The organism is Haemophilus influenzae (genome assembly GCF_019703545.1).
Classification (GTDB): domain Bacteria; phylum Pseudomonadota; class Gammaproteobacteria; order Enterobacterales; family Pasteurellaceae; genus Haemophilus; species Haemophilus influenzae_E.
Map to the genome: position 1 here is coordinate 1,130,514 of NZ_AP018771.1, position 20,735 is coordinate 1,151,248.

16 protein-coding genes are annotated in these 20,735 nt (G+C 36.3%); 11 read left to right on the plus strand and 5 right to left on the minus strand.

What is annotated here, in order from left to right; translation table 11 throughout:
• The first annotated feature begins 11 nt into the window (after window positions 1–11).
• The 4 genes from K6J66_RS05600 to K6J66_RS05615 all read left to right on the plus strand — a co-directional run bounded on the left by K6J66_RS05600 (window position 12) and on the right by K6J66_RS05615 (window position 4,751).
• Window positions 12–377 (plus strand): YgiW/YdeI family stress tolerance OB fold protein, encoded by a 366-nt coding sequence (locus K6J66_RS05600; RefSeq protein ID WP_038439658.1) that lies wholly within the window; start codon window positions 12–14, stop codon window positions 375–377.
• A 63-nt stretch (window positions 378–440) separates the two neighbouring features.
• Window positions 441–1,106 (plus strand): response regulator, encoded by a 666-nt coding sequence (locus tag K6J66_RS05605; RefSeq protein WP_038439659.1) that lies wholly within the window; start codon window positions 441–443, stop codon window positions 1,104–1,106.
• The gene (gene qseC / locus K6J66_RS05610; RefSeq protein ID WP_038439660.1) at window positions 1,103–2,458 is read left to right on the plus strand and encodes a quorum sensing histidine kinase QseC; all 1,356 of its coding nucleotides are present in this window, start codon (window positions 1,103–1,105) and stop codon (window positions 2,456–2,458) included. The genes K6J66_RS05605 and qseC overlap by 4 nt, the downstream gene beginning before the upstream one ends.
• A 265-nt stretch (window positions 2,459–2,723) precedes the next feature.
• Entirely contained in the window at window positions 2,724–4,751 is a 2,028-nt protein-coding gene (locus K6J66_RS05615) for a BCCT family transporter (RefSeq protein WP_038439662.1), read from the plus strand.
• Window positions 4,752–4,856: 105 nt separating this feature from the next.
• On the opposite strand, the gene K6J66_RS05620 is transcribed toward K6J66_RS05615, so the two are convergent.
• The 3 genes from K6J66_RS05620 to K6J66_RS05630 form a co-directional block, all read right to left on the minus strand.
• Window positions 4,857–7,352 (minus strand): DEAD/DEAH box helicase, encoded by a 2,496-nt coding sequence (locus K6J66_RS05620; RefSeq protein WP_110442628.1) that lies wholly within the window; start codon window positions 7,350–7,352, stop codon window positions 4,857–4,859.
• 179 nt (window positions 7,353–7,531) lie between these two features.
• Entirely contained in the window at window positions 7,532–9,049 is a 1,518-nt protein-coding gene (locus tag K6J66_RS05625) for an Eco57I restriction-modification methylase domain-containing protein (RefSeq protein WP_061723927.1), read from the minus strand.
• Window positions 9,024–9,653 (minus strand): DNA methyltransferase, encoded by a 630-nt coding sequence (locus K6J66_RS05630; protein WP_005692119.1) that lies wholly within the window; start codon window positions 9,651–9,653, stop codon window positions 9,024–9,026. The genes K6J66_RS05625 and K6J66_RS05630 overlap by 26 nt, the downstream gene beginning before the upstream one ends.
• Before the next feature lie 111 nt (window positions 9,654–9,764).
• Here K6J66_RS05630 and K6J66_RS05635 point away from each other — a divergent pair, with 111 nt between their 5' ends.
• Window positions 9,765–10,181: a hypothetical protein gene (locus tag K6J66_RS05635; protein ID WP_005692117.1), complete on the plus strand. Its 417-nt coding sequence runs from the start codon at window positions 9,765–9,767 to the stop codon at window positions 10,179–10,181.
• Between the two features lie 47 nt (window positions 10,182–10,228).
• Here K6J66_RS05635 and K6J66_RS05640 read toward each other — a convergent pair whose 3' ends face one another.
• Complete coding sequence (locus K6J66_RS05640) at window positions 10,229–11,704, minus strand: leucyl aminopeptidase (RefSeq protein WP_038439664.1); 1,476 nt, start codon at window positions 11,702–11,704, stop codon at window positions 10,229–10,231.
• Window positions 11,705–11,811: 107 nt separating this feature from the next.
• On the opposite strand from K6J66_RS05640, the gene lptF reads away from it, so the two are divergent.
• The 3 genes from lptF to metE all read left to right on the plus strand — a co-directional run bounded on the left by lptF (window position 11,812) and on the right by metE (window position 16,452).
• A complete protein-coding gene (lptF, locus tag K6J66_RS05645) occupies window positions 11,812–12,915 on the plus strand; it encodes an LPS export ABC transporter permease LptF (protein ID WP_005658246.1) in 1,104 nt (367 codons plus the stop codon).
• A complete protein-coding gene (lptG, locus tag K6J66_RS05650) occupies window positions 12,912–13,988 on the plus strand; it encodes an LPS export ABC transporter permease LptG (RefSeq protein WP_038439665.1) in 1,077 nt (358 codons plus the stop codon). Before lptF ends, lptG begins: the two co-directional genes overlap by 4 nt.
• A gap of 193 nt (window positions 13,989–14,181) precedes the next feature.
• Complete coding sequence (metE, locus tag K6J66_RS05655; protein ID WP_038439666.1) at window positions 14,182–16,452, plus strand: 5-methyltetrahydropteroyltriglutamate--homocysteine S-methyltransferase; 2,271 nt, start codon at window positions 14,182–14,184, stop codon at window positions 16,450–16,452.
• A gap of 220 nt (window positions 16,453–16,672) precedes the next feature.
• On the opposite strand, the gene K6J66_RS05660 is transcribed toward metE, so the two are convergent.
• The gene (locus K6J66_RS05660) at window positions 16,673–17,416 is read right to left on the minus strand and encodes a YdcF family protein (protein WP_005670331.1); all 744 of its coding nucleotides are present in this window, start codon (window positions 17,414–17,416) and stop codon (window positions 16,673–16,675) included.
• 134 nt (window positions 17,417–17,550) lie between these two features.
• Between K6J66_RS05660 and lsgA the strand changes: the two genes are divergently transcribed.
• From lsgA to lsgC, 3 genes are read left to right on the plus strand one after another with little or no spacing between them, the layout of a single operon-like run.
• Window positions 17,551–18,756 (plus strand): lipooligosaccharide flippase LsgA, encoded by a 1,206-nt coding sequence (gene lsgA / locus K6J66_RS05665; protein ID WP_038439668.1) that lies wholly within the window; start codon window positions 17,551–17,553, stop codon window positions 18,754–18,756.
• Entirely contained in the window at window positions 18,753–19,667 is a 915-nt protein-coding gene (lsgB, locus tag K6J66_RS05670; protein ID WP_040033959.1) for a lipooligosaccharide biosynthesis sialyltransferase LsgB, read from the plus strand. The genes lsgA and lsgB overlap by 4 nt, the downstream gene beginning before the upstream one ends.
• Window position 19,668: 1 nt before the next feature.
• On the plus strand, window positions 19,669–20,730 hold the full coding sequence (gene lsgC / locus K6J66_RS05675) for a lipooligosaccharide biosynthesis family 4 glycosyltransferase LsgC (RefSeq protein ID WP_110442629.1): 1,062 nt from the start codon (window positions 19,669–19,671) through the stop codon (window positions 20,728–20,730).
• Window positions 20,731–20,735: the final 5 nt, after the last annotated feature.

Consider the following 20,735-nt stretch of genomic DNA (forward strand, 5'->3'; position numbering starts at 1 on the left):
AAGGAAACGTCATGAAAAAATTTGCATTAGCAACAATCTTCGCATTAGCAACCACTTCAGCATTTGCTGGTTTTAATGGCAATAATAGTCAAGGTGGTTTTCAACAAACAGCCCCTGCTGCAATTAGCGTAAAACAAGCTTTATCTGCGGCTGATAATTCAATGATTACTTTGGTGGGTAATATTACACAACAAATTGATGACGATGAATTTTGGTTTACTGATGGGACAGGGCAAATCAAGATTGAAATCAAAAAACGCGTTTGGAATGGTTTAAATGTAGAGTCAAAGGATAAAGTGAAAATTTATGGAAAATTGGATAATGAAGCCTTTGAGAAAGCAGAACTTGATGTATTGCGCGTTGAAAAAGCAGAATAATTATCTTTGAAGATAGCGGGCATTAGCTCGCTATTTTTGTTTATAAAGTGCGGTCAATTTTTTATGAGAATTTTATTGATAGAAGATGATAATCTAATCGGCAATGGGCTGCAGATTGGTTTAACTAAACTTGGTTTTGCGGTGGATTGGTTTACCGATGGAAAAACAGGAATGGCTGCTTTAACCTCTGCGCCTTATGATGCGGTGGTATTGGATTTAACCTTGCCTAAACTTGACGGATTAGATGTATTGCAACAATGGCGATCTAATCGTCAAGATGCTCCCGTATTAATTTTGACTGCTCGAGATACCTTAGATGAACGCGTCAAAGGTTTACAAAGTGGTGCAGATGATTACCTTTGCAAGCCTTTTGCTTTGGCTGAAGTTGCGGCGCGCTTGCAAGCACTTATTCGTCGTCGTTATGGTCATCATCATTCAGTAATTGAGCATGCTGGTGTTAAGCTCGATCAGAATCAACGTTCCGTTTGGCTGAATAATCAACCTATTTCTTTAACAAGCCGTGAATATAAATTATTAGAATTACTTATGCTGAATAAAGATCGTGTGCTGTCTCGCACATCGATTGAAGAAAAATTATCCAGTTGGGATGAAGAAATTAGCAGTGGCGCATTAGATGTGCATATTTATAATTTACGCCAAAAATTGGGGAAACAATTTATTCGCACGGTACATGGTGTTGGATATGCTTTAGGACAAGTTGAAAAATGAAAAATAGAAGCATTACTTTGCGTCTTATTTCTGTGCTTTCTTTAACCGCACTTTTAGTTTGGTTTGGTTCTACGCTGGTGGCTTGGTGGCAAGTACGTCACGATGTGAATAAAGTTTTTGATGCACAACAAGTTCTCTTTGCCGAACGGCTCGCTAATTCTGATTTAAGTGCTATTTTGTTGGAATCTAGCACAAAGCTAGATAAAAATTCACAGTCGGCATTAAAAAAAAGTTATGACGATGATGCCTTAGCCTTTGCTATTTTTTCTAAAACAGGGAAACTTTTATTTAGTGATGGACGAAATGGAAAGGATTTTATTTTTAATTATAAAACGGGGTTTTATAACGAGAATATTTATGATGATGACGATAAATGGCGAATTTTTTGGCGTACGGCAGCTAATGGAGAATTATTTATCGCAGTAGGGCAAGAATTAGATTACCGTGAAGATTTAATTGAAGAAATGATTTTTGGGCAAATGTGGATTTGGTTTGCGAGTTTGCCTATTTTGATTATCGTTTTAGTATGGTTGATTCATAAAGAACTTCGACCAATTAAACGTTTAAGTCAAGAAGTGCAAAGTCGAAAATCTGGCGATGTATCACTGCTTAATCCTTCGGGTTTACCCGTTGAAATGTTGCCCTTAGTAAAAAATTTAAATCAATTTTTTGACCGCACTTCAGCTATGTTGCAACGAGAACGCCGTTTTACTTCTGATGCAGCTCACGAATTGCGTAGTCCATTGGCGGCATTGCGTATTCAAACTGAAGTTGCGCAACTCGCTGGCGATGATATAGCGTTACGAGAACAAGCACTTTTACATTTAACGCAAGGCATTGATCGGGCTTCGCAATTGATTGAACAATTATTAACGCTCTCCCGCTTGGATAATTTGCAAGCCTTAGAAACACTACAGCTGCTTGATTGGGAAGCCATTGTTCAATCATTAATTTCTGAGCGTTATTTTGTGGCAGAAAAACGTAAAATTACCTTGGTTTTTGAGAAAGAATCTGAACCAAAGCAAAAACAAGGACAATTAGTTTTAGTTTCATTGATGCTTAGAAATTTACTCGACAATGCTATTAAATATTGTCCTGAAGATACAATCGTTTCAGTAAAAATTTCATCCTCACAGATTATTATTGAGGACAATGGTGGTGGCGTTGAACCTGAAGATTTGAAAAAACTTGGACAGCGTTTTTATCGTCCAGCTGGGCAAAATGAAAAGGGAAGTGGCTTAGGGCTTTCTATTGTCATGCGAATTGCGGAATTACACGGATTCAAAGTGCGGTTAGAAAACGTTGTAAAAGAGGGGAAAAGAATTGGTTTAAAAGCAATAATATCTTTGTAGAAATGGCTTTAAAATAAATGATATTTGTGCGGTAAATTATTTTGTAAATTTTACCGCACTTTTCACTTTAGCTTTCACTAATTTGAAATAATGACTGTATTTTGTTAATATATACAAGTTTTTGGAAACAATCCTTCAATTCCTACTGAACGTTTCCTTCAAAATCGCACTTCTATGTGCTGTCCTTTGTAGTGGTTCCATTACACATTTTTGCCTCTAGGCAATTTTTATTAAATCTATTCACTTAATCGTTAAGGGGAAAAGTTTGTCTTTATCTCAATTTATGACAAAGCGAACGTCATTTAATCCTTTGGTAATTGGCGTTACATTATTTTTTGTGTTGTTACTGATGGCAATGATTTTTATTGCGCCAGAGCAAACTCAAGCATTATTGAATCAAGCTAAAAGTGGTATTTTTGCTAATTTTAGTTGGTTTTATGTACTCACTTTTTCAGTGTTTTTAGGATTTTTATTAATTTTATCAGTAAGTAGTCTTGGCAATATAAAATTAGGGCAGGATGAAGAAGAACCTGAATTTAGTTTCTTATCTTGGCTTGCGATGTTATTTGCCGCTGGAATGGGGGTGGGGTTGATGTTTTTTGGCGTAGCAGAACCATTAACCCATTATCTTTCTGACATTACAGCAGGTTCTGCAGAACATAAACAACAAGAGGCTTTACTTCATACTCTGTTCCACTGGGGAATTCACGCGTGGGCAGTATATGGCACCATTGCTTTAGCATTAGCTTATTTTGGGTTTCGTTATAAATTACCTTTAGCGTTGCGCTCTTGTTTTTATCCTTTATTAAAAGATCGTATTAATGGCAAAATCGGCGATGCGATTGATGTAATGGCGTTACTTGCCACATTATTTGGGATTATTACTACATTAGGTTTTGGTTCATCACAGCTTGGTGCAGGGCTTGAACAAATAGGTTGGATAAGCCAGAACAGCTTTGCTTTACAAGTTGGCGTTATTATTGTAGTGATGTGTTTAGCGGTATTTTCTGCCATTTCTGGTGTTGGAAAAGGCGTGAAAATATTAAGTGAAATTAACTTAACTTTAGCATTTTGTTTACTTCTGTTTGTTTTAATTGCAGGCCCTACGTTATACCTTTTATCTGCATTTAGCGACAATATTGGTAATTATTTCAGCAATTTAGTGCAACTCAGTTTTAAAACCTATGCTTATGAACAAGAACATACTGGCTGGTTTAGCGGATGGACTGTGCTTTATTGGGCTTGGTGGTGTTCTTGGGCTCCGTTTGTGGGTTTATTTATTGCCCGTATTTCTAAAGGACGAACTATCCGTGAATTTATTTTTGGTGTATTAGTTATTCCAAGTTTATTTGGTATTTTATGGTTTACTGTTTTTGGTAATACAGCAGTATGGCTAAATGATGGCATTGCTGCGGGTGGGCTTGGCGAATTTATTTCTTCCCCAGAAATTTTATTATTTAAATTTTTAAATTATCTGCCTTTGCCAACAGTAACAGGCTTTGTGAGTTTATTAGTGATTTCATTGTTTTTTATCACTTCAGCGGATTCAGGTATTTATGTGTTAAATAACATTGCATCTCGTGATAAAAGTTTAGCTTCGCCTGCGTGGCAAGCCATAATGTGGGGCACTTTAATGTCAGTTGTTGCAATTGTGCTTATGCAATCTGGTGGACTTGCTAATTTGCAAACAATGACATTAATTGTTGCCTTGCCTTTTGCTTTATTGATGTTGGTAATGTGTTTTAGTTTATGGAAAGGCTTAATTGCGGATAAAAAATATTTTTCTACTAAAGTCAATCCAACTAGTATCTTCTGGAGCGGCGATAAATGGAAATCACATTTAGAGCAAATGATGAACCAAACGCAAGAGAAAGATATTTTACGTTTCCTTAAAAATACGGCGTTACCCGCTATGCGAGAATTACGTCAAGAATTAACAGGAAAATATAATTTAAGTGTAGAAATCAACACATTATTTGAACAAGAAGAGCCAGCTTTGGAATTGGTAATTCATAAAGAATCAATGCGAGATTTTATGTATGGTATTAAATCTGTTGGGCGAGAAGTGTCAGAGCAATTAATTAACGATGAAAATCTACCGCACATTCAGCATAGTGTTACTTACGAGCCTTACACTTATTTCTTTGATGGACGAGTCGGTTACGATGTTCAATATATGGATCAAGATGAATTGATTGCCGATATGTTGAAACAATATGAACGTTATCTAAGTTTGCTTGATGATGTGGGTCAGGAACTGATGGCACACGAGCAAACCGAACTAGCAGAGTAATCGATTTAAAGGTGCAACGTGTGCCAGTTTTGTGGTTATTTAATTCTTAGTTAATATTTAAAGATTGTGGATTACTAACAATCCACAATTTTTAAAAAACGAAAACTAATATTCTCCTTTATATTCACGAATATCCACTGTTGTATCATAAAGTCCAATTTGTTCTGAATGATGTTTCACAACACCAGTATACTCAAGACTGCTATCTTCATAGCGTTTGAATTTAAATACAGCATCGTTCATCAAACCTTTATTAAACAAATTAAGGCTGACTAATAGATCAAAATCGGCTTGCGTTAAGCCTGTCACCTTTTTAAATAATTCACTATCTAGTTGTCGGATTACATCTTCTAAGATATATTCGCGGTAATCGGTCAAATACATAAAAATCGGAATACGGGTGGCGAACTTTATCAATTTTTCTTGAATCTGTTTACGCAAACTTTTCTCCGCTTTTTCTTCCTCCGAAATCGCTTTTTTCTCTTGCGGTGTCGGGTTATCGCCTGACTCTTTTTTCGCTTTTTTGACTGCTTCTGATTTATTGATGATGGTTTCTAAATCTAAATTTAACTGACGGAAGCCTTCAATATTCATCAATGCTTTCATTGCCTGATCGTTATTTTTCAGTTTTCTAAGTGTGTCATTGTCCACGTTCACCAACAACGCACTTTCCCAACGACGTGCCAAAAGTGTTGCCGTTGTGCCACTCATCACCATATCTAAAATGCCCGATGCATCAATTGGTAGCATTGAGCTTCCATTATATGCCAACACAGGCAAAAATTGGATAAATTCCGCCACTTTACGTTCTGGGTTAATACTCTCTGTATTCAGTTGGCAGCTGTAATCAGCAAGCTGTCGCAATGCTCGGTCTGGTGCGAAATCAAACACATAGCAATTCTCTTTTAGAATACATTGTGCATTGGGATTATTCGGATCTTGTCCACGTAATACCCAAGGGGTTTGCACGCGGAAAGCTGCTTGGAAATAAGTTTCCGGGCTGGCAAGGTTTCGCAACATAAAAATCCCTGCCCAAGGTGCAACGGATACACCTGTCGTCAATTTACCACAGCTAAGCGTAATGCTTTTGGTTTTAAGTGGATCTTGCATCGCCTTTTTCACGGGAATTAATGCATCAGCCCCCATTCCTGCTTCATTACCTGCCGCCACAATAATTTGATAATCGTGGTAAAACGTATTTTGCGATTGAGCCAATAAATTCCGCATTGCATAACAGCTTGCCACATTTGGTAAGAACCAAAGGGTGTGTAACAAACTGCCTAATAAATTGGCATCACTAAATGGCATTGGTGGGCGTTCTGCGCCCATTTTGAGATTATCTACCGTAGTAGAAAGTAGCTGCCCACGAATAAGATCTAACCATTTTTGCACTTCATTTTGGTATTTAAATTTCGCTTTTTCTCCTTCACCTGTAGCAGAGAAAAATACATTTAAATCAAACTCAGCAAACTCTCCTTTTAAGGCAACTTCACGAATTTCATCGGGTAATTGATAAGTCAGCATCACCATTTTCGGCAAGGCTAAATATGGGTTATCTTCGCCTTCCCACGTATTTTTGGCTTTTTGCTCATCGGAATACGTCCAGTTGAAAATTTGCTCTTCAATAAACTCGCCCGAATTGATGGCACGGAATGGCGTACCCGATAAATAAAGGTAATGATCGGTGGTAATTGGCAACAATTCCTCATCAAAGTAGTTAGGCGAATCAAGCTCCATTTCGTGCTCTTCGGCTTTCTGTTGCTTGGATTGCTCTTTCTCCCAATCATTATCGGCAAAGAGATCTTTCGCCTTGTCTCGCCACGCACCGTAGTGATATTCATCAAAAATCACACAGTCCCAATTGATAGCGTGTACCCATTCATTTTTGAGCTTAATCCCGCCCGCTTTGCTTTTGCCCAAATAATCTTGGAACGAACCAAAACAAACCTGCGGAAAATTCGCATTCATTTGCCAATCTTTTTCTTCTGTCACGAACGCCCAATCTTGGAAATCAAGGTGATTTTGTAAATCTTCTTGCCACGCGTTTTGTACTGCAGGTTTAAACGTTAGTACTAACACTTTCTTCCACCCCATTCTTTTTGCTAATTGGTACGCTGCAAAGGTTTTCCCAAAACGCATTTTTGCATTCCAAAGAAAATGGGGAATTTTATCTTGATTAAGTGGGTCATTGACAAAATTCTGGAAATAATCAACCGCTTTTTCCACCGCACTTTGCTGTTCAGGACGCATGCCGAAGTTAAAAATCGCTTGGCGTTTCTGCACTACGCCCGTTTTTATTTCCAATAATGCCACTTGTACTGCTTTTAAATCACATTTAAACCATTCTCCATCAAGACGTTCTACGCCATGTTTCAGCAAAACTTGATGCACTTCGTGATCAGTAAAAAATGAGCCATCTTCACGGATTGCCTCTTGGTCTAGTTCAATACGATAACTTTGGGAAGGTAATACAACAGGATATTGTTCTTTTAAGCGTTCCGTTACGGTTCTTGTGGTGTAACCGACTTTTAGACAATTGGGATAACGGGTGTCAGCGTAAGCATAAATTCTCGGACGACGTAGCGGTGAAAGGTAGCTCATTGTTTTTCCTTTGTGGTATTACAGACATATAAAATATAAATTTTGCTCAAAAACTCCCCTCTTTAGCAAAGAGGGGCAGGGGGGAGATTTGGCAGGAATGAAAACGAAGCTCATGAGAAATTAAGATCGCAATCAAATCTCCCCTAACCCCTCTTTTCTAAAGAGGGGGATCTTGAGCGTTATTCATTAGAAACAGGGCGAACCATTGATTCAATATATTCAATTTCTGCTTGCGTTAATTGATATTTTTCATAGAGTTCTTTGTCTGTCCATGGTTTAGAGAAGTCTTGCATTGGAACAAGTTCATAGACTTTTTTAGTGGTATGTTGGGTATTTTTCTTGAGCGTAAGCATAAAATGGAAAAAGCGCGTATTAATGTAACTCATTACATTTTCACAGGTTTGCTTATCTTCAAATGGTCCCATAACAAGATAAGTTTCCGTGCAAGCGGTATTGGGTTCGGCATAAATCGGTTTTACCCAGTCGGTTTTACTATCTCCGGAACCCACAGCATAAGGTGCAATAACTTTATGAGTATGAATCCATTGCTTATTAACAGGTATATCTTCTTGTTTTACATAACCAGTACCTTTATTTTGATAAAGTTTTACGTTATGAACTGATGATTTATACGGTACAGAATTTCCTTTAAAATTTGTTGCTAATCCAAATGGCTTTCTTCCACTAATTACATCACTAAAACTTTTTTCTTCTTTTTCTTTTACTTTCCTTAAAATGTGAATAGCACTGTTATAACGAATTAAAAAATCTAATCCCTCTTCTTTAAGCGGTCGTTTCATTTCAGAAATTTGCGAATTTTTTTCATGTGTCACAATTAAGCAATCATCGTTGTGTTGTTGTTCCCAAAGGAAGTAACAAACCCCACCTTTAATTTCTACACCAGTAAAACAATCACTTGAATTTGGAAAATCATGAATTTCTGAAATTCGTCGGTCATTGAGCATTTGATCACGAAAATCATCTAAACCTTTCCCGCCTGTAAACCATCTTGCAGGAATAATCATCGAAAGGTATTTGGGCTGTAATTTAATGGCTTGTTGTACAAATTGATCATAAATCGGTTTGGCACTGGCTTGTGCACCACCATCACTTAACTGATACGGCGGATTGCCGATAATGACATCAAATTTCACAGGTAATTTCTCATTGATATTGGCTAACTCTTGATGAATAAAGGAATAGGCGTGGTTTTCTAATTCATCGCGACGGTCATAAACTTGTTCACTTGCACCGCACTTTATGCAACGTCCGTTTTCCCATTGGTGTTTTAGCGGAGAATAAAAAATATTGCCTTGCGGGTGGTTAAATCCCTCACAAACAGAAAATTTTCCATTAGCTTCACGGCTGCAATAAAGTGTGCGACGGGCAAGTAAAGCAGTGAGTTCGGTTATACCTAAGCCAAAAATTTGTTTGGTTAGAATATGGTTGATTCGTGTTTGTAAATCGGGGATTTCGTCTTTTAACCCTTCCAATAATCGTTTGGCAATTTCTCGTAAAAACACGCCTGATTTAGTGGCAGGATCGAGAAATGTTGTTTTTGATGAACAGAATAATTCTTGCGGCAATAAATCCAACATTTGATTGGCAAGTGCAGGCGAGGTAAACACTTCGTCATTTGATAAATTCGCCAAGCAAGAAAGCACGTCAGGGTTATAGTTTATCGATGGGTTTTGCATTTTGGATGTCCAGAAAATAACAGCTTCGAAATTCTTGTAAGGATTGATAAGGCGAACCCGCGTTATCCACCAAATATTGATATTGGAAATCGTGCCGTTTGAGTGAAAATTTGCGAGGAAACGACACGGGAGACCATTGCGAAAAATGCAAAAATTCTTGACTCTCGGTGTAGCACATGGTTAAGGCATTTCCTTGCACAATGTTCAGGCTCAGAATAAAAGCCACCACCGCAATGCAATCAGGATTCGTCTGGTTGGGAAATGTTTGTTCATATTGCAAAATAAAATAAGAAAGTAACCGCTTGCGACAAGCCTTAACGTTATCTTTCAATAGTTCAATACCATAAATAGAGCAGACTGCTAGCACCGCATAAAACTCATATTCTCGTTGAGAAGTGCGGTAGTTTTTTTCAACGATTTCTAATTTTCTTTTCAGAATTTGAATTAAAAAATTGCCATTACCACAAGCGGGCTCAAGAAAACGGGATTCAATCCGTAAGGTTTCATCTTTAACAAGATCTAACATCACATTTACTTCTTGCTCACGAGTAAACACTTCCCCGTGATCCGCAACACGCTGTTTTGATTTAATTTGTTTGGTCATAACGTAATTAACGTAACTTTTAACGTAATTTAAAGCGTAATTATAATAATTGTTACGTAATTTTTCATCAAGATTTTCGTAAATCAAAAAGATCTGTTTAAAGTTGCAGATATGAATGAAAAAGAAAAATTTGCAACAAATTTACGTCGTATCTTGATTGAGAAGGGCTATGAACCAAAAGCCTCGGTAATTGAGCGTGAATTTAACTTACGTCATTATGGTAAACCGATTGGTTTGCACGCTGTCGCTCGCTGGTTAAGAGGAGAGGGATTGCCTTCGCTTGCTCGCTTACAAACCTTGGCGAAATGGCTTGAAATTGATATTCAAGAATTAGTATCAGATAAAAGAGCCTATCAAGTTGCAAAATTAGAAAAGAAAAAAGAACCGAATAAGCATATTTGGGAAAGTGCAGCAAGCTATCAAGATCAAACGCTTTTTCAGATATTCTTGAATTTGCCACAAGAGCAGAAAAAAGTGGTACGTGAGGTGATTATGGCGATGGATAAGGCGTATCGTTCGGGAAAATAATACGAATAACCACACTTTTCAAAAGTGCGGTTATTTTTATACCTATTTTATTTAACCTGATTAATCAAAAATTGGGTTAATAGCGAAACAGGGCGACCTGTTGCACCTTTATTTGCGCCTTGTAACCAAGCTGTACCTGCAATGTCTAAATGAGCCCAGCGATATTTTTTCGTGAAGTTAGACAAAAATGCACCCGCTGTAATTGCACCACCCCAACGACCGCCAATGTTGGCAAGGTCGGCGAAAGGTGATTTCAGTTGCTCTTGATATTCTTCGCTTAATGGTAAACGCCACGCTTTGTCAGTGGTTTCTGTTGCGGCTTGGAGTAGTGCATTGGCAAGATTGTTATCTGTAGAAACTAAGCCGCTATTGTGTTGCCCTAGTGCAACCACACAAGCACCAGTCAAGGTTGCAACATCAATAACAAGCTCAGGTTCAAAACGCTCAACATAAGTAAGGGCATCACAAAGCACTAAGCGACCTTCCGCATCGGTGTTGAGCACTTCTACGGTTAAACCATTCATAGTGGTAAGAATATCGCCTGGGCGATAAGCATTGCCATCTGGCAGATTTTCACAACCTGCTAAAACACCAATAACGTTTAATGGCAAGTTCAACTGTGCAATGGCTTTCATTGTGCCGAAGACAGAGGCTGCACCGCACATATCATATTTCATTTCATCCATATCTGCGGCGGGTTTAAGTGAAATACCGCCAGCATCAAAGGTTAATCCTTTGCCTACAAGTACAATAGGTTTGGCGTTTTTATCTGGCGCATTATTGAATGTTAAAACAGACATATAAGCACGGTTTTCAGAGCCTTTTGAGACGGCAAGATAAGCGTTCATTCCAAGTTTTGCCATTTCTTCTTCATCCACAACTTTCAATGAAAGTGCGGTAGAATTTTCTGCTAAATTTTTTGCTTGCTCAGCAAGATAAGCTGGATTACAAATATTTGGTGGCATATTTGCGATGTCGCGTGCTGCTTTTATGCCTGAGCTAATGGCATTGGCGTGAGAAATAGCTTGTTGTGCTTGAGCACAATCCGTATTGAAGATGAAAGATTCTAAAACAGAGGTTTCTGCTTTTTGAGATTTGAAATGATCAAATTGATAATTGGTGTGTTCAATCGTTTCAATGGCAAAGCGGATATTCCAATAAAGATCACGATCTTTTAATTCAATTTCAGTTAAATAAGAAACGACTTCACGCGCGTTGGTTTCTTTTAGCGTTTTTAATACAGCTTGGATGATTTGTTTATATTGACGCTCTGTGAGTTCTCCTTTTTTGCCACAGCCAACGATTAATAGGCGTTTAGCAGATAAACCTTGAAGATCACGAAGTAAAATGGTTTGGGCTAATTTGCCAGTGAGCTCACCTGATTTCACTAAATCGTTTAAATAACCTTGGGTTAATTGATCGATTTCATTAAAACTTTTTGAAAATTTATTATTTTCATAGACGCCTAAAACAATGCAATCAGTGGCTTGAGAAAGTGCGGTATTTTTTGCTTGATATTTCATTTGTTGTCCTTAAATTTCTGTTTAATTCAGCGAAAATAAGTTATCATATGCGACCGATTTTATCCAGTTTTCCTCCGTTTTAGATTTAGAAAAACAAACGAAATAAGATGATTTTAATTCGATATTTAATAAAAGAAGTTTTCAAAAGCCAAATCGCAATTTTACTAATTTTGCTATTGATTTTTTTTAGTCAGCAGTTTGTGCGTGTATTAGGTGCGGCGGCAAATGGGAATGTGCCAGCTGATTTGGTTTTCTCTTTATTAGGCTTGGGAATGCCAACAATGGCGCAGTTGATGTTGCCACTATGTTTATTTATTGCGATTTTACTGACTTTTGGTCGCCTTTACGCTGAAAGTGAAATCACAGTAATGCGTGCGTGCGGTGTGGGGCAACGGATTTTGGTTAAAGTGGCACTGATTATGTCTTTATTAACGGCAGGTATTGCCGCCTATAACGCATTATGGCTTTCGCCTTGGGCAATTCAAAAACAAGTGAATATGGTGGAAGATGCAAAGGCTAATCCAACCGTTGGCGTGCTGTCTTCAGGTCAGTTTATTTCTACCAATAACAATAACGTTGTGTTATTTATTGATAAGATTAAAGATAATCAAATCCGCAATGTTTATTTATTTCAAATGACACCTCAAAAACAAACAAAACCTTCAGTGATAACAGCTGAAAAAGGGGAATTAATTGCGTTGCCAAATGGTGATCAAGTCTTAAATTTGAAAAATACAAAACGGGTTGAAGGAACCTCCGCTTTGCCAGATTTTCGCATTACGCATTTTGATGAATATCACGCCTATTTAGGTTATCAATCCGCAGAAAATACCAATGATGAAGTAGCAGAATTAACATTGTCTCAACTTATCGATTTAGATTCTTCTTCTGCGAAAGCTGAATTGCATTGGCGTATTACCTTAATTTTGGCAGTGCCATTAATGGCATTGATTGCTGTACCATTAAGTCGCGTAAATCCTCGACAAGGTAGATTTGCCAAAATTTTACCCGCACTTTTACTCTATTTAATTTATTTCTTGTTACAAAGCTCTTTTAAATCTGCAGGTTCAGCGGGAAAATTAGAGGCTGAACTCTTAATGCCGCTTGTTAATATCGGATTTTTCTTACTTGCTGTGGTGTTGAATAGCTGGGACAGTGAAATAATGTATAAATTTCGCTATTTATTCAGTAAGAAAGGATCGGCAAAATGATAAATACCCTTGATCGTTATATTGGAAAAAGTATTCTTGGCACGATTTTTGCTACTTTAATGACTTTAGTGGGATTGTCGGCGATTATTAAATTTGTCGAACAATTTCGTAGTGTAGGTAAAGGCACTTATGATATTTGGCAAGCGGTAATTTTTACTGGTTTAACTATACCGAAAGATATTGAAACTTTCTTTCCTATGGCAGCATTGCTTGGGGCATTAATTGCACTAGGTAATCTTGCTAGCAGAAGCGAACTTGTTATTATGCAATCAGCTGGATTTTCTCGCTTTAAAATAGGTATAGCGGTAATGAAAACTGCATTACCATTAGTAGTATTTACAATGATTATTGGGGAGTGGGGAATTCCACAAACAGAACAATTTGCACGAGATATGCGTGCTAAGGCTCTTTCTGGTGGTTCAATACTTTCAATTAAAAATGGTGTGTGGGCGAAAGATGGTCATCATTTTGTATTTGTTAGGCGTGTGACGGATGATACAAAATTAGACGATATTTATATTTATACCTTTGATCTACAGCAGAATTTAATAAAATTAAAACATGCAAACCAGGCGAGTTATTCTGAAGATGAAGCTAAATGGACATTGCGTCAAGTTAATCATTCAACGATTACGAAAGATGAAATCATCACAACGAATCATTTATCAGAAACTTGGGAAACTAGTTTGACGCCAGATAAATTAGGTGCGGTTTCTTTGCGCCCGACATCATTATCTATCTCAGGTTTATATCATTACATTTCATTTCTGCGTGAAACAGGGCAAGATGTGAGTCGTTTTGAACTCACGTTTTGGCGTAAAATTTTCCAGCCTGTATCCGTTGGCGTAATGATGTTATTAGCCTTATCTTTTATTTTTGGCTCGCTACGCAGTGTGACTGCAGGCGCAAGGATAGTTACTGGGATTTGTGTAGGATTTTTATTTTATGTTGTTAATGAAATTTTAGGACAAACGAGTGTAGTTTACGGTATTCCTGCTATTTTTGGTGCATTGATCCCGAGCTTGCTTTTCATTGTAATGATTTGGTGGTTATTAAGTCGTAAGCGAGATTAATTTTAAGGAAATAAGTTAGCTGAATTGATTCATCGTTATTTGATAGATAAAAGAATGCTTGATTATGAATTTATTTAATGTAAATCCTGAAAATAATAAGTTTGCATAATAAATGAAGATCAAGCATTCTATATTGGTATAGACGTTTAGCCGTCTAAATGATTAAAAAAATTACTTTAAATTGGGAGTTATTATGACAACATCACATATTTTAGGCTTTCCTCGTGTAGGGGCAAAACGTGAATTAAAATTCGCACAAGAACGTTATTGGCGTAAAGAATTAGCCGAGCAAGATTTATTAGATTTAGCGAAAGCATTGCGTGAAAAAAACTGGAAACATCAAGCGACTGCCAATGCGGATTTCGTTGCAGTGGGCGATTTCACGTTCTACGATCATATTTTAGATTTACAAGTGGCAACAGGGGCAATTCCTGCTCGTTTTGGTTTTGATAGCCAAAATTTAACCCTTGATCAATATTTCCAACTTGCACGTGGTAACAAAGATCAATTCGCAATTGAAATGACCAAATGGTTTGATACGAACTATCACTATCTTGTGCCTGAGTTCCAAAAATCGACCGCTTTCAAAGCTAATCCAGCACATTATGTAAACCAAATCCGTGAAGCAAAAGCGTTAGGCTTAAACTTTAAACCTGTGATTGTTGGCCCATTAACATTCTTATGGTTAGGTAAAGAAAAAGGCGAAGCATTTAACCGTTTCGATTTATTAAATCAATTAGTGCCTGTTTATGTTGAAATATTAAATGCATTAGTGGCTGAAGGGGCAGAGTGGATTCAAATTGATGAACCTGCATTAGCATTAGATTTACCTGCAGAATGGGTTGAAGCCTATAAATCTGTTTACACTGAATTAAGCAAAGTGAACGCAAAATTATTATTAGCCACTTATTTTGGTTCTGTTGCACAACACGCTGAATTATTAAAAGCCTTACCTGTTGCAGGCTTGCATTTAGATTTAGTGCGTGCACCAGAACAACTTGCGGCATTTGAAGATTACAGCAAAGTGTTATCAGCTGGTGTGATTGAAGGCCGTAATATCTGGCGTGCAAACTTAAACAAAGTGTTAGATGTATTAGAGCCATTAAAAGCAAAATTAGGCGAGCGTTTATGGATTGCACCAAGTTGTTCATTATTGCACACCCCATTTGATTTAGAAGTGGAAGTACAATTAAAAGAAAAAAATACCGCACTTTACAGCTGGTTATCTTTCACGCTACAAAAAGTAGAAGAATTAAACGTATTAAAACAAGCCTTAAATCATGGTAGAGCTTCTGTGCAGGCTGCATTAGATGCAAGCCAAGCGGCAGCAGATGCACGCGCAATGTCAAAAGAAATTCATCGCCCTGAAGTGGCAGAACGTTTAGCAAACTTGCCAAAAGGTGCGGATCAACGTAAATCGCCATTTGCAGAACGTATCGTTAAGCAAAATGCGTGGTTAAATTTACCGCTTCTGCCAACTACAAACATTGGTTCATTCCCACAAACGACAGAAATTCGTCACGCACGTGCAAGTTTCAAAAAAGGCGAGTTATCTCTTTCAGATTACGAAGCGGCAATGAAAAAAGAAATCGAATATGTAGTACGTCGCCAAGAAGAATTAGATTTAGATGTGTTAGTTCACGGTGAAGCAGAACGTAACGACATGGTGGAATACTTTGGGGAATTATTAGATGGTTTCGCATTCACCAAGTTTGGTTGGGTACAAAGCTACGGTTCACGCTGTGTAAAACCACCAGTAATTTACGGTGATGTTACCCGCCCTGAGCCAATGACAGTACGTTGGTCTCAATATGCACAAAGTTTAACTAACCGTGTAATGAAAGGAATGCTCACAGGCCCTGTGACTATTTTACAATGGTCATTCGTGCGTAACGATATTCCACGTTCAACCGTATGTAAACAAATCGGCGTAGCATTATCTGATGAAGTGTTAGATTTAGAAGCAGCAGGCATTAAAGTCATTCAAATTGACGAACCAGCCATTCGTGAAGGTTTACCGCTTCAACGTGCAGATTGGGACGCATACTTACAATGGGCAGGCGAAGCATTCCGTTTAAGCTCAATGGGCGTGCAAGATGATACGCAAATTCACACACATATGTGTTATTCCGAGTTTAACGATATCTTACCTGCCATTGCGGCATTAGATGCAGACGTGATTACCATCGAAACTTCACGTTCAGATATGGAATTATTAACCGCATTTGCAGATTTCAAATATCCAAATGATATTGGCCCAGGTGTTTACGATATTCACAGCCCTCGTGTGCCAACGGCAACGGAAGTGGAACACTTATTACGCAAAGCATTAAATGTAATTCCAAAAGAACGCTTATGGGTAAATCCAGACTGCGGTTTAAAAACGCGTGGTTGGACAGAAACTATCGATCAATTAAAAGTGATGGTGGATGTAACCAAAAAATTACGTGCGGAATTAGCGTAAGTCATAATACATAAAGAATAATTTTCAAACACAACATAATTAAAGCCGAATCTCTATAAGATTCGGTTTTTCTTATAGATAAAATGTTGAATATAATAAAAAAGCCTTGAATTGATCTGCACCCCAAAAGTTGGACTAAACAACTAACTAAGGTGCAGATTTTTTATGAGCAAATACAATTTTCTTTTCAAACAACGAGTCATCGAGTTTTATAAGCAAATTATTCTACATAATGGGCTTTCCAATAACCAATCCACTCTTTTAATAAAACCATATTGCTATTCAATGCACCTAAGTCAGGAATAAAAGATTTTGCAGATAAATTTCCTTTGCTGCCATAGCTTGCCGCTGCAGCAGGAAGAACATCAAATCCTTGTTTTTCAAAAAGATATTTGGCTCGTTTCATATGCCATTGATTTGTTACTAAAATAATTTTTTGAATATGATCTTTAATTAAAATATTTTTAGTGAAACTGGCATTTTCTTCCGTATTACGGGCTTTATTTTCGATCCATTGTGTTGGCACATTAAAGAATTGGTTAAGTTCTTTTGCCATTAAATCGCCTTCAGAAATGCCGATCAAAGAATAGCCCGTGGTTAAAATAGGCAAGCCCGTTTCCTTTTGTAAAAATGCCGCATAACGTAAACGTTCTAGTTGTGGTGCGCCAGAAGCCGTTTCTGCATACAGCTCTTTGGTTGGGTAAGATCCACCGCCTAATATCACGATGGCTTGAGCTTGTTTATACTCATCTAGCGTAAGGGCTGGAGAATCATCATTATTTGTTAGCAATAAACCAGTAAAAGGCGCACTCATGATATAAAGCCAAGTGAAACTTATAATCGCAAGAAATTTGGCTAATTTTTTGAAATGAACACAATAAATAATCGCTGCAATAATCAGTAATACAAAGGTATTGAGAGGCGGTGCGATAAGTGCGGTAAGAAGTTTTCCTAGTTCTAACATAGATAAGATCCTTGATATAGAGCGGTTTCATTATAATGATTAGTCATAGCTTGTCCATGTTGATTTTGTTAAAATAAGCCCCCTTATTTTTTGATAAACGAACGCTCGAATTCATCAAAAGTGCGGTGATATTTATGAAAGTTTTTAAAGACAGTGCCATTTACCTTGCTGGGGAATTATCGTCAAAGTTAGTTCCTTTTTTACTTTTGCCTTATTTATCCCGTAAATTGGGCGTAGAAGGGTATGGCTCACTTTCTTATTATCAAACTTTTTTAAGTTTATTTTTAATTGTGGTTTCTTTAACTCAAGAAGGCGCAATTTCCCGTTATTTTTATTTTTACGGAAAACGTTCATTAAATTTAGTGGTGAATACCGGCTATGCTTATACCACGATAATCGGCAGTATTATTTTAATTGGCTGTTGGATTGCTCAGTCTGAAATATTATTTTACGCTGCACTTTCCTCAATTTTCCAATCTTTCTTAAATGTTCAGCTAAGTGTAAGACAATGCCAGAAAAAGGCTTGGTCTTATGCTTTTATTCAATTTTCACTTACTGTTACGGGAGCTGTATTTACGGTCGCATTGCTTGAGTATTATCAAAATGATCTTGTTGAAAAAAGAATTTTGGCAATTTTATTGAGTAATTTAGTCGTTTGGTTTTTTTCTTATTTTCTTTACAGAAAGAATGCAAAATCCAAGAAATATCAATTTAAACATTATCAATCCGCATTATTTTATATTTTAGGATTTGGATTACCGCTCATTTTGCATTATGCGAGCTTTTTCTTAAAAGGACAGTTAGACCGTATTTTTATTTATCACAAATTCAGTGAAACAGATTTAGGGCTTTATGCTATGGGGGCTCAACTTGCTTTAATTGTTTCTATTGCTATTCAAGCACTTAATAAAGCGATTATTCCCTATTTTTATGAAGCCTTAAAACAAAAGAAATTAGTTATTCAACAGCTACATAAATGGGCGTTATTTTCCTTTTTGCTAATACCTATTCCTGCCTTAATAATGTGGATTATTCCTGAGGATGTGTTAGTTTGGATTTTAGGTAGTCAATTTGTGGGAACGAAATATTATTTTATTTTATTTTTAATTTCGACCACATTAAGTATTCCTTATTTGATTTTAGTTAATTATCTTTTCTATTATGGGAAAAATAAACTTATTTCCCAATGTTCCGTTTTATCTACAATCATTTATGTGGCAAGCCTTGTAGCTTTAACTTTTACAGAAATTAAATATATCCCTTATGCTGGAATTATTGGTTCGCTTTCCATTATTCCTATTCTTTATTTTATGACATCTAAAGTGAGTAAAACCCTATGAATCTCATTCTTTGTTGCACACCATTGCAAGTATTAATTGCGAGAAAAATAATTGAATTACATCCTAATGAACAATTCTTTGGCGTAATGTTTGGTGGGGTATGGGATAAAAAAAGAACCTTGTATGCGAGTAAATTAGCGGAGGTTTGTAGTTATTCTGTGAATATTGATACGGGAAAAGATCTAAAAGGTTTCGATTCTCTCAAGTTAATGCGCCGGCTTAAGAATAAAATTACGCACAAAGGTTTTGATAAGGTTTTTCTCGCCAATCTTAATTCATTATGGCTACAAACTTATCTTAGTCATGTTTCATTTAAAGAACTTTATACCTTTGATGATGGTTCAGATAATATTTTCCCTCATCCAAATTTATTGAGAGAGCCTGATACATTTAAATATAAACTGATTAAAGCCTTTATTGGCGATAAATATAGTGTGAATAAATTATTTAAAAAAATAAAAAAACATTATACGGTTTATCCTAATTACAAAAATATTGTTTCCAATATTGAATCTATTTCCTTATGGGATAATAAAATAGATGGTGATATAGATGGCAAGGTCTCATTTTTTATTGGGCAACCATTGTTAAATACAAAAGAGGAAAACATCTCATTAATAAAAAAATTAAAAGATCAGATTCCTTTTGACTATTATTTCCCTCATCCAGCAGAAGATTATCGAGTGGATGGGGTAAATTATGTTGAATCTGAATTAATTTTTGAAGATTACGTATTTAAACATTTATCAAATAAAAAAGTAATTATTTATACGTTCTTCAGTTCTGTTGCATTTAATTTGTTAAGTCATCCTAATGTAGAAATTCGTTTTATTAGAACGAGTATTCCAAGATGGCAATTCTGTTACGATTCATTCTCTGAGCTTGGATTAACGATTTATAAGGAAATTTAAAATGAAAAAAATTGGTTTCTTTATAATGAATATCGAAAGTGCGGGTGGAACGGAGCGCGTTTCCATTAATGTTGCTAATGCTCTTGCTAAACAGGGTTATGATGTTTCTTTTATTAGCATTGGCGGTAACAAGCCTTTTTTCCAAATCGATGAAAAAATTAATATTTACCCAATGAATAAATTACCCTATTCATTGAAAAAAGATTATTTTTCTATCACTAAAAAATTAAGAGAATTAGTTAAAGAATTACAGCTGGATACCTTAATTGTGGTTGATGGTGCAATTATGCTTTTTTCTGCTTTGGCGTTGGTTAATTTAAATATAAAACATATTTTATGGGAGCATTATTCTTTTAATTTTACGGGCAATCATCTCGTTCGCACGCTCGGTAAATATTTAGCTGTAACAACTTGCGATAAAATAGTTACATTGACAGAAGCAGAAAAAATGCTGTGGCAAGAAAAATTTAAAACGAACAATATAATCACTATTGCTAATCCAAATACGCTTTTGCCAAAGAACAAATTAGCAAAATTGGAAAATAAAACTATTTTATCTGTAGGGCATTTATTTTCTTATAAAGGTTTTGATTATTTATTAAAAGCCTGGCAAGTTTTAGCAAAAAATCACCCAAATTGGAATTTAAAAATAGTGGGTTCAGGGGAGGAAGAAGAAAATTTAAAAAATTTTGCTAAGGAATTGGATATTAAAGATTCAGTTAATTTTATTCTTCGTACTAATGATGTTTCTTTTTATTATGAAAGCAGTTCAATTTATTGTTTACCTTCACAAACAGAAGGCTTGCCTTTAGTCGTTATTGAAGCGATGGCATTTGGCTTACCTATTGTTGCCTTTAATTGTTCTCCTGGCGTAAAGCAATTAGTGGAACATAAAGAAAATGGTTTTCTTTGTGAACAAAATAATATTGAAGAAATGGTTAAAGGTTTAGATTTATTAATCAATAATCCTGAACTTTATCAACAAATGTCAGACAAATCTCGTTTAATAAGTGAAGATTATGGCATTGAGAAAATTATTGAAGAATGGAAAGGGATTTTATAAGGAAT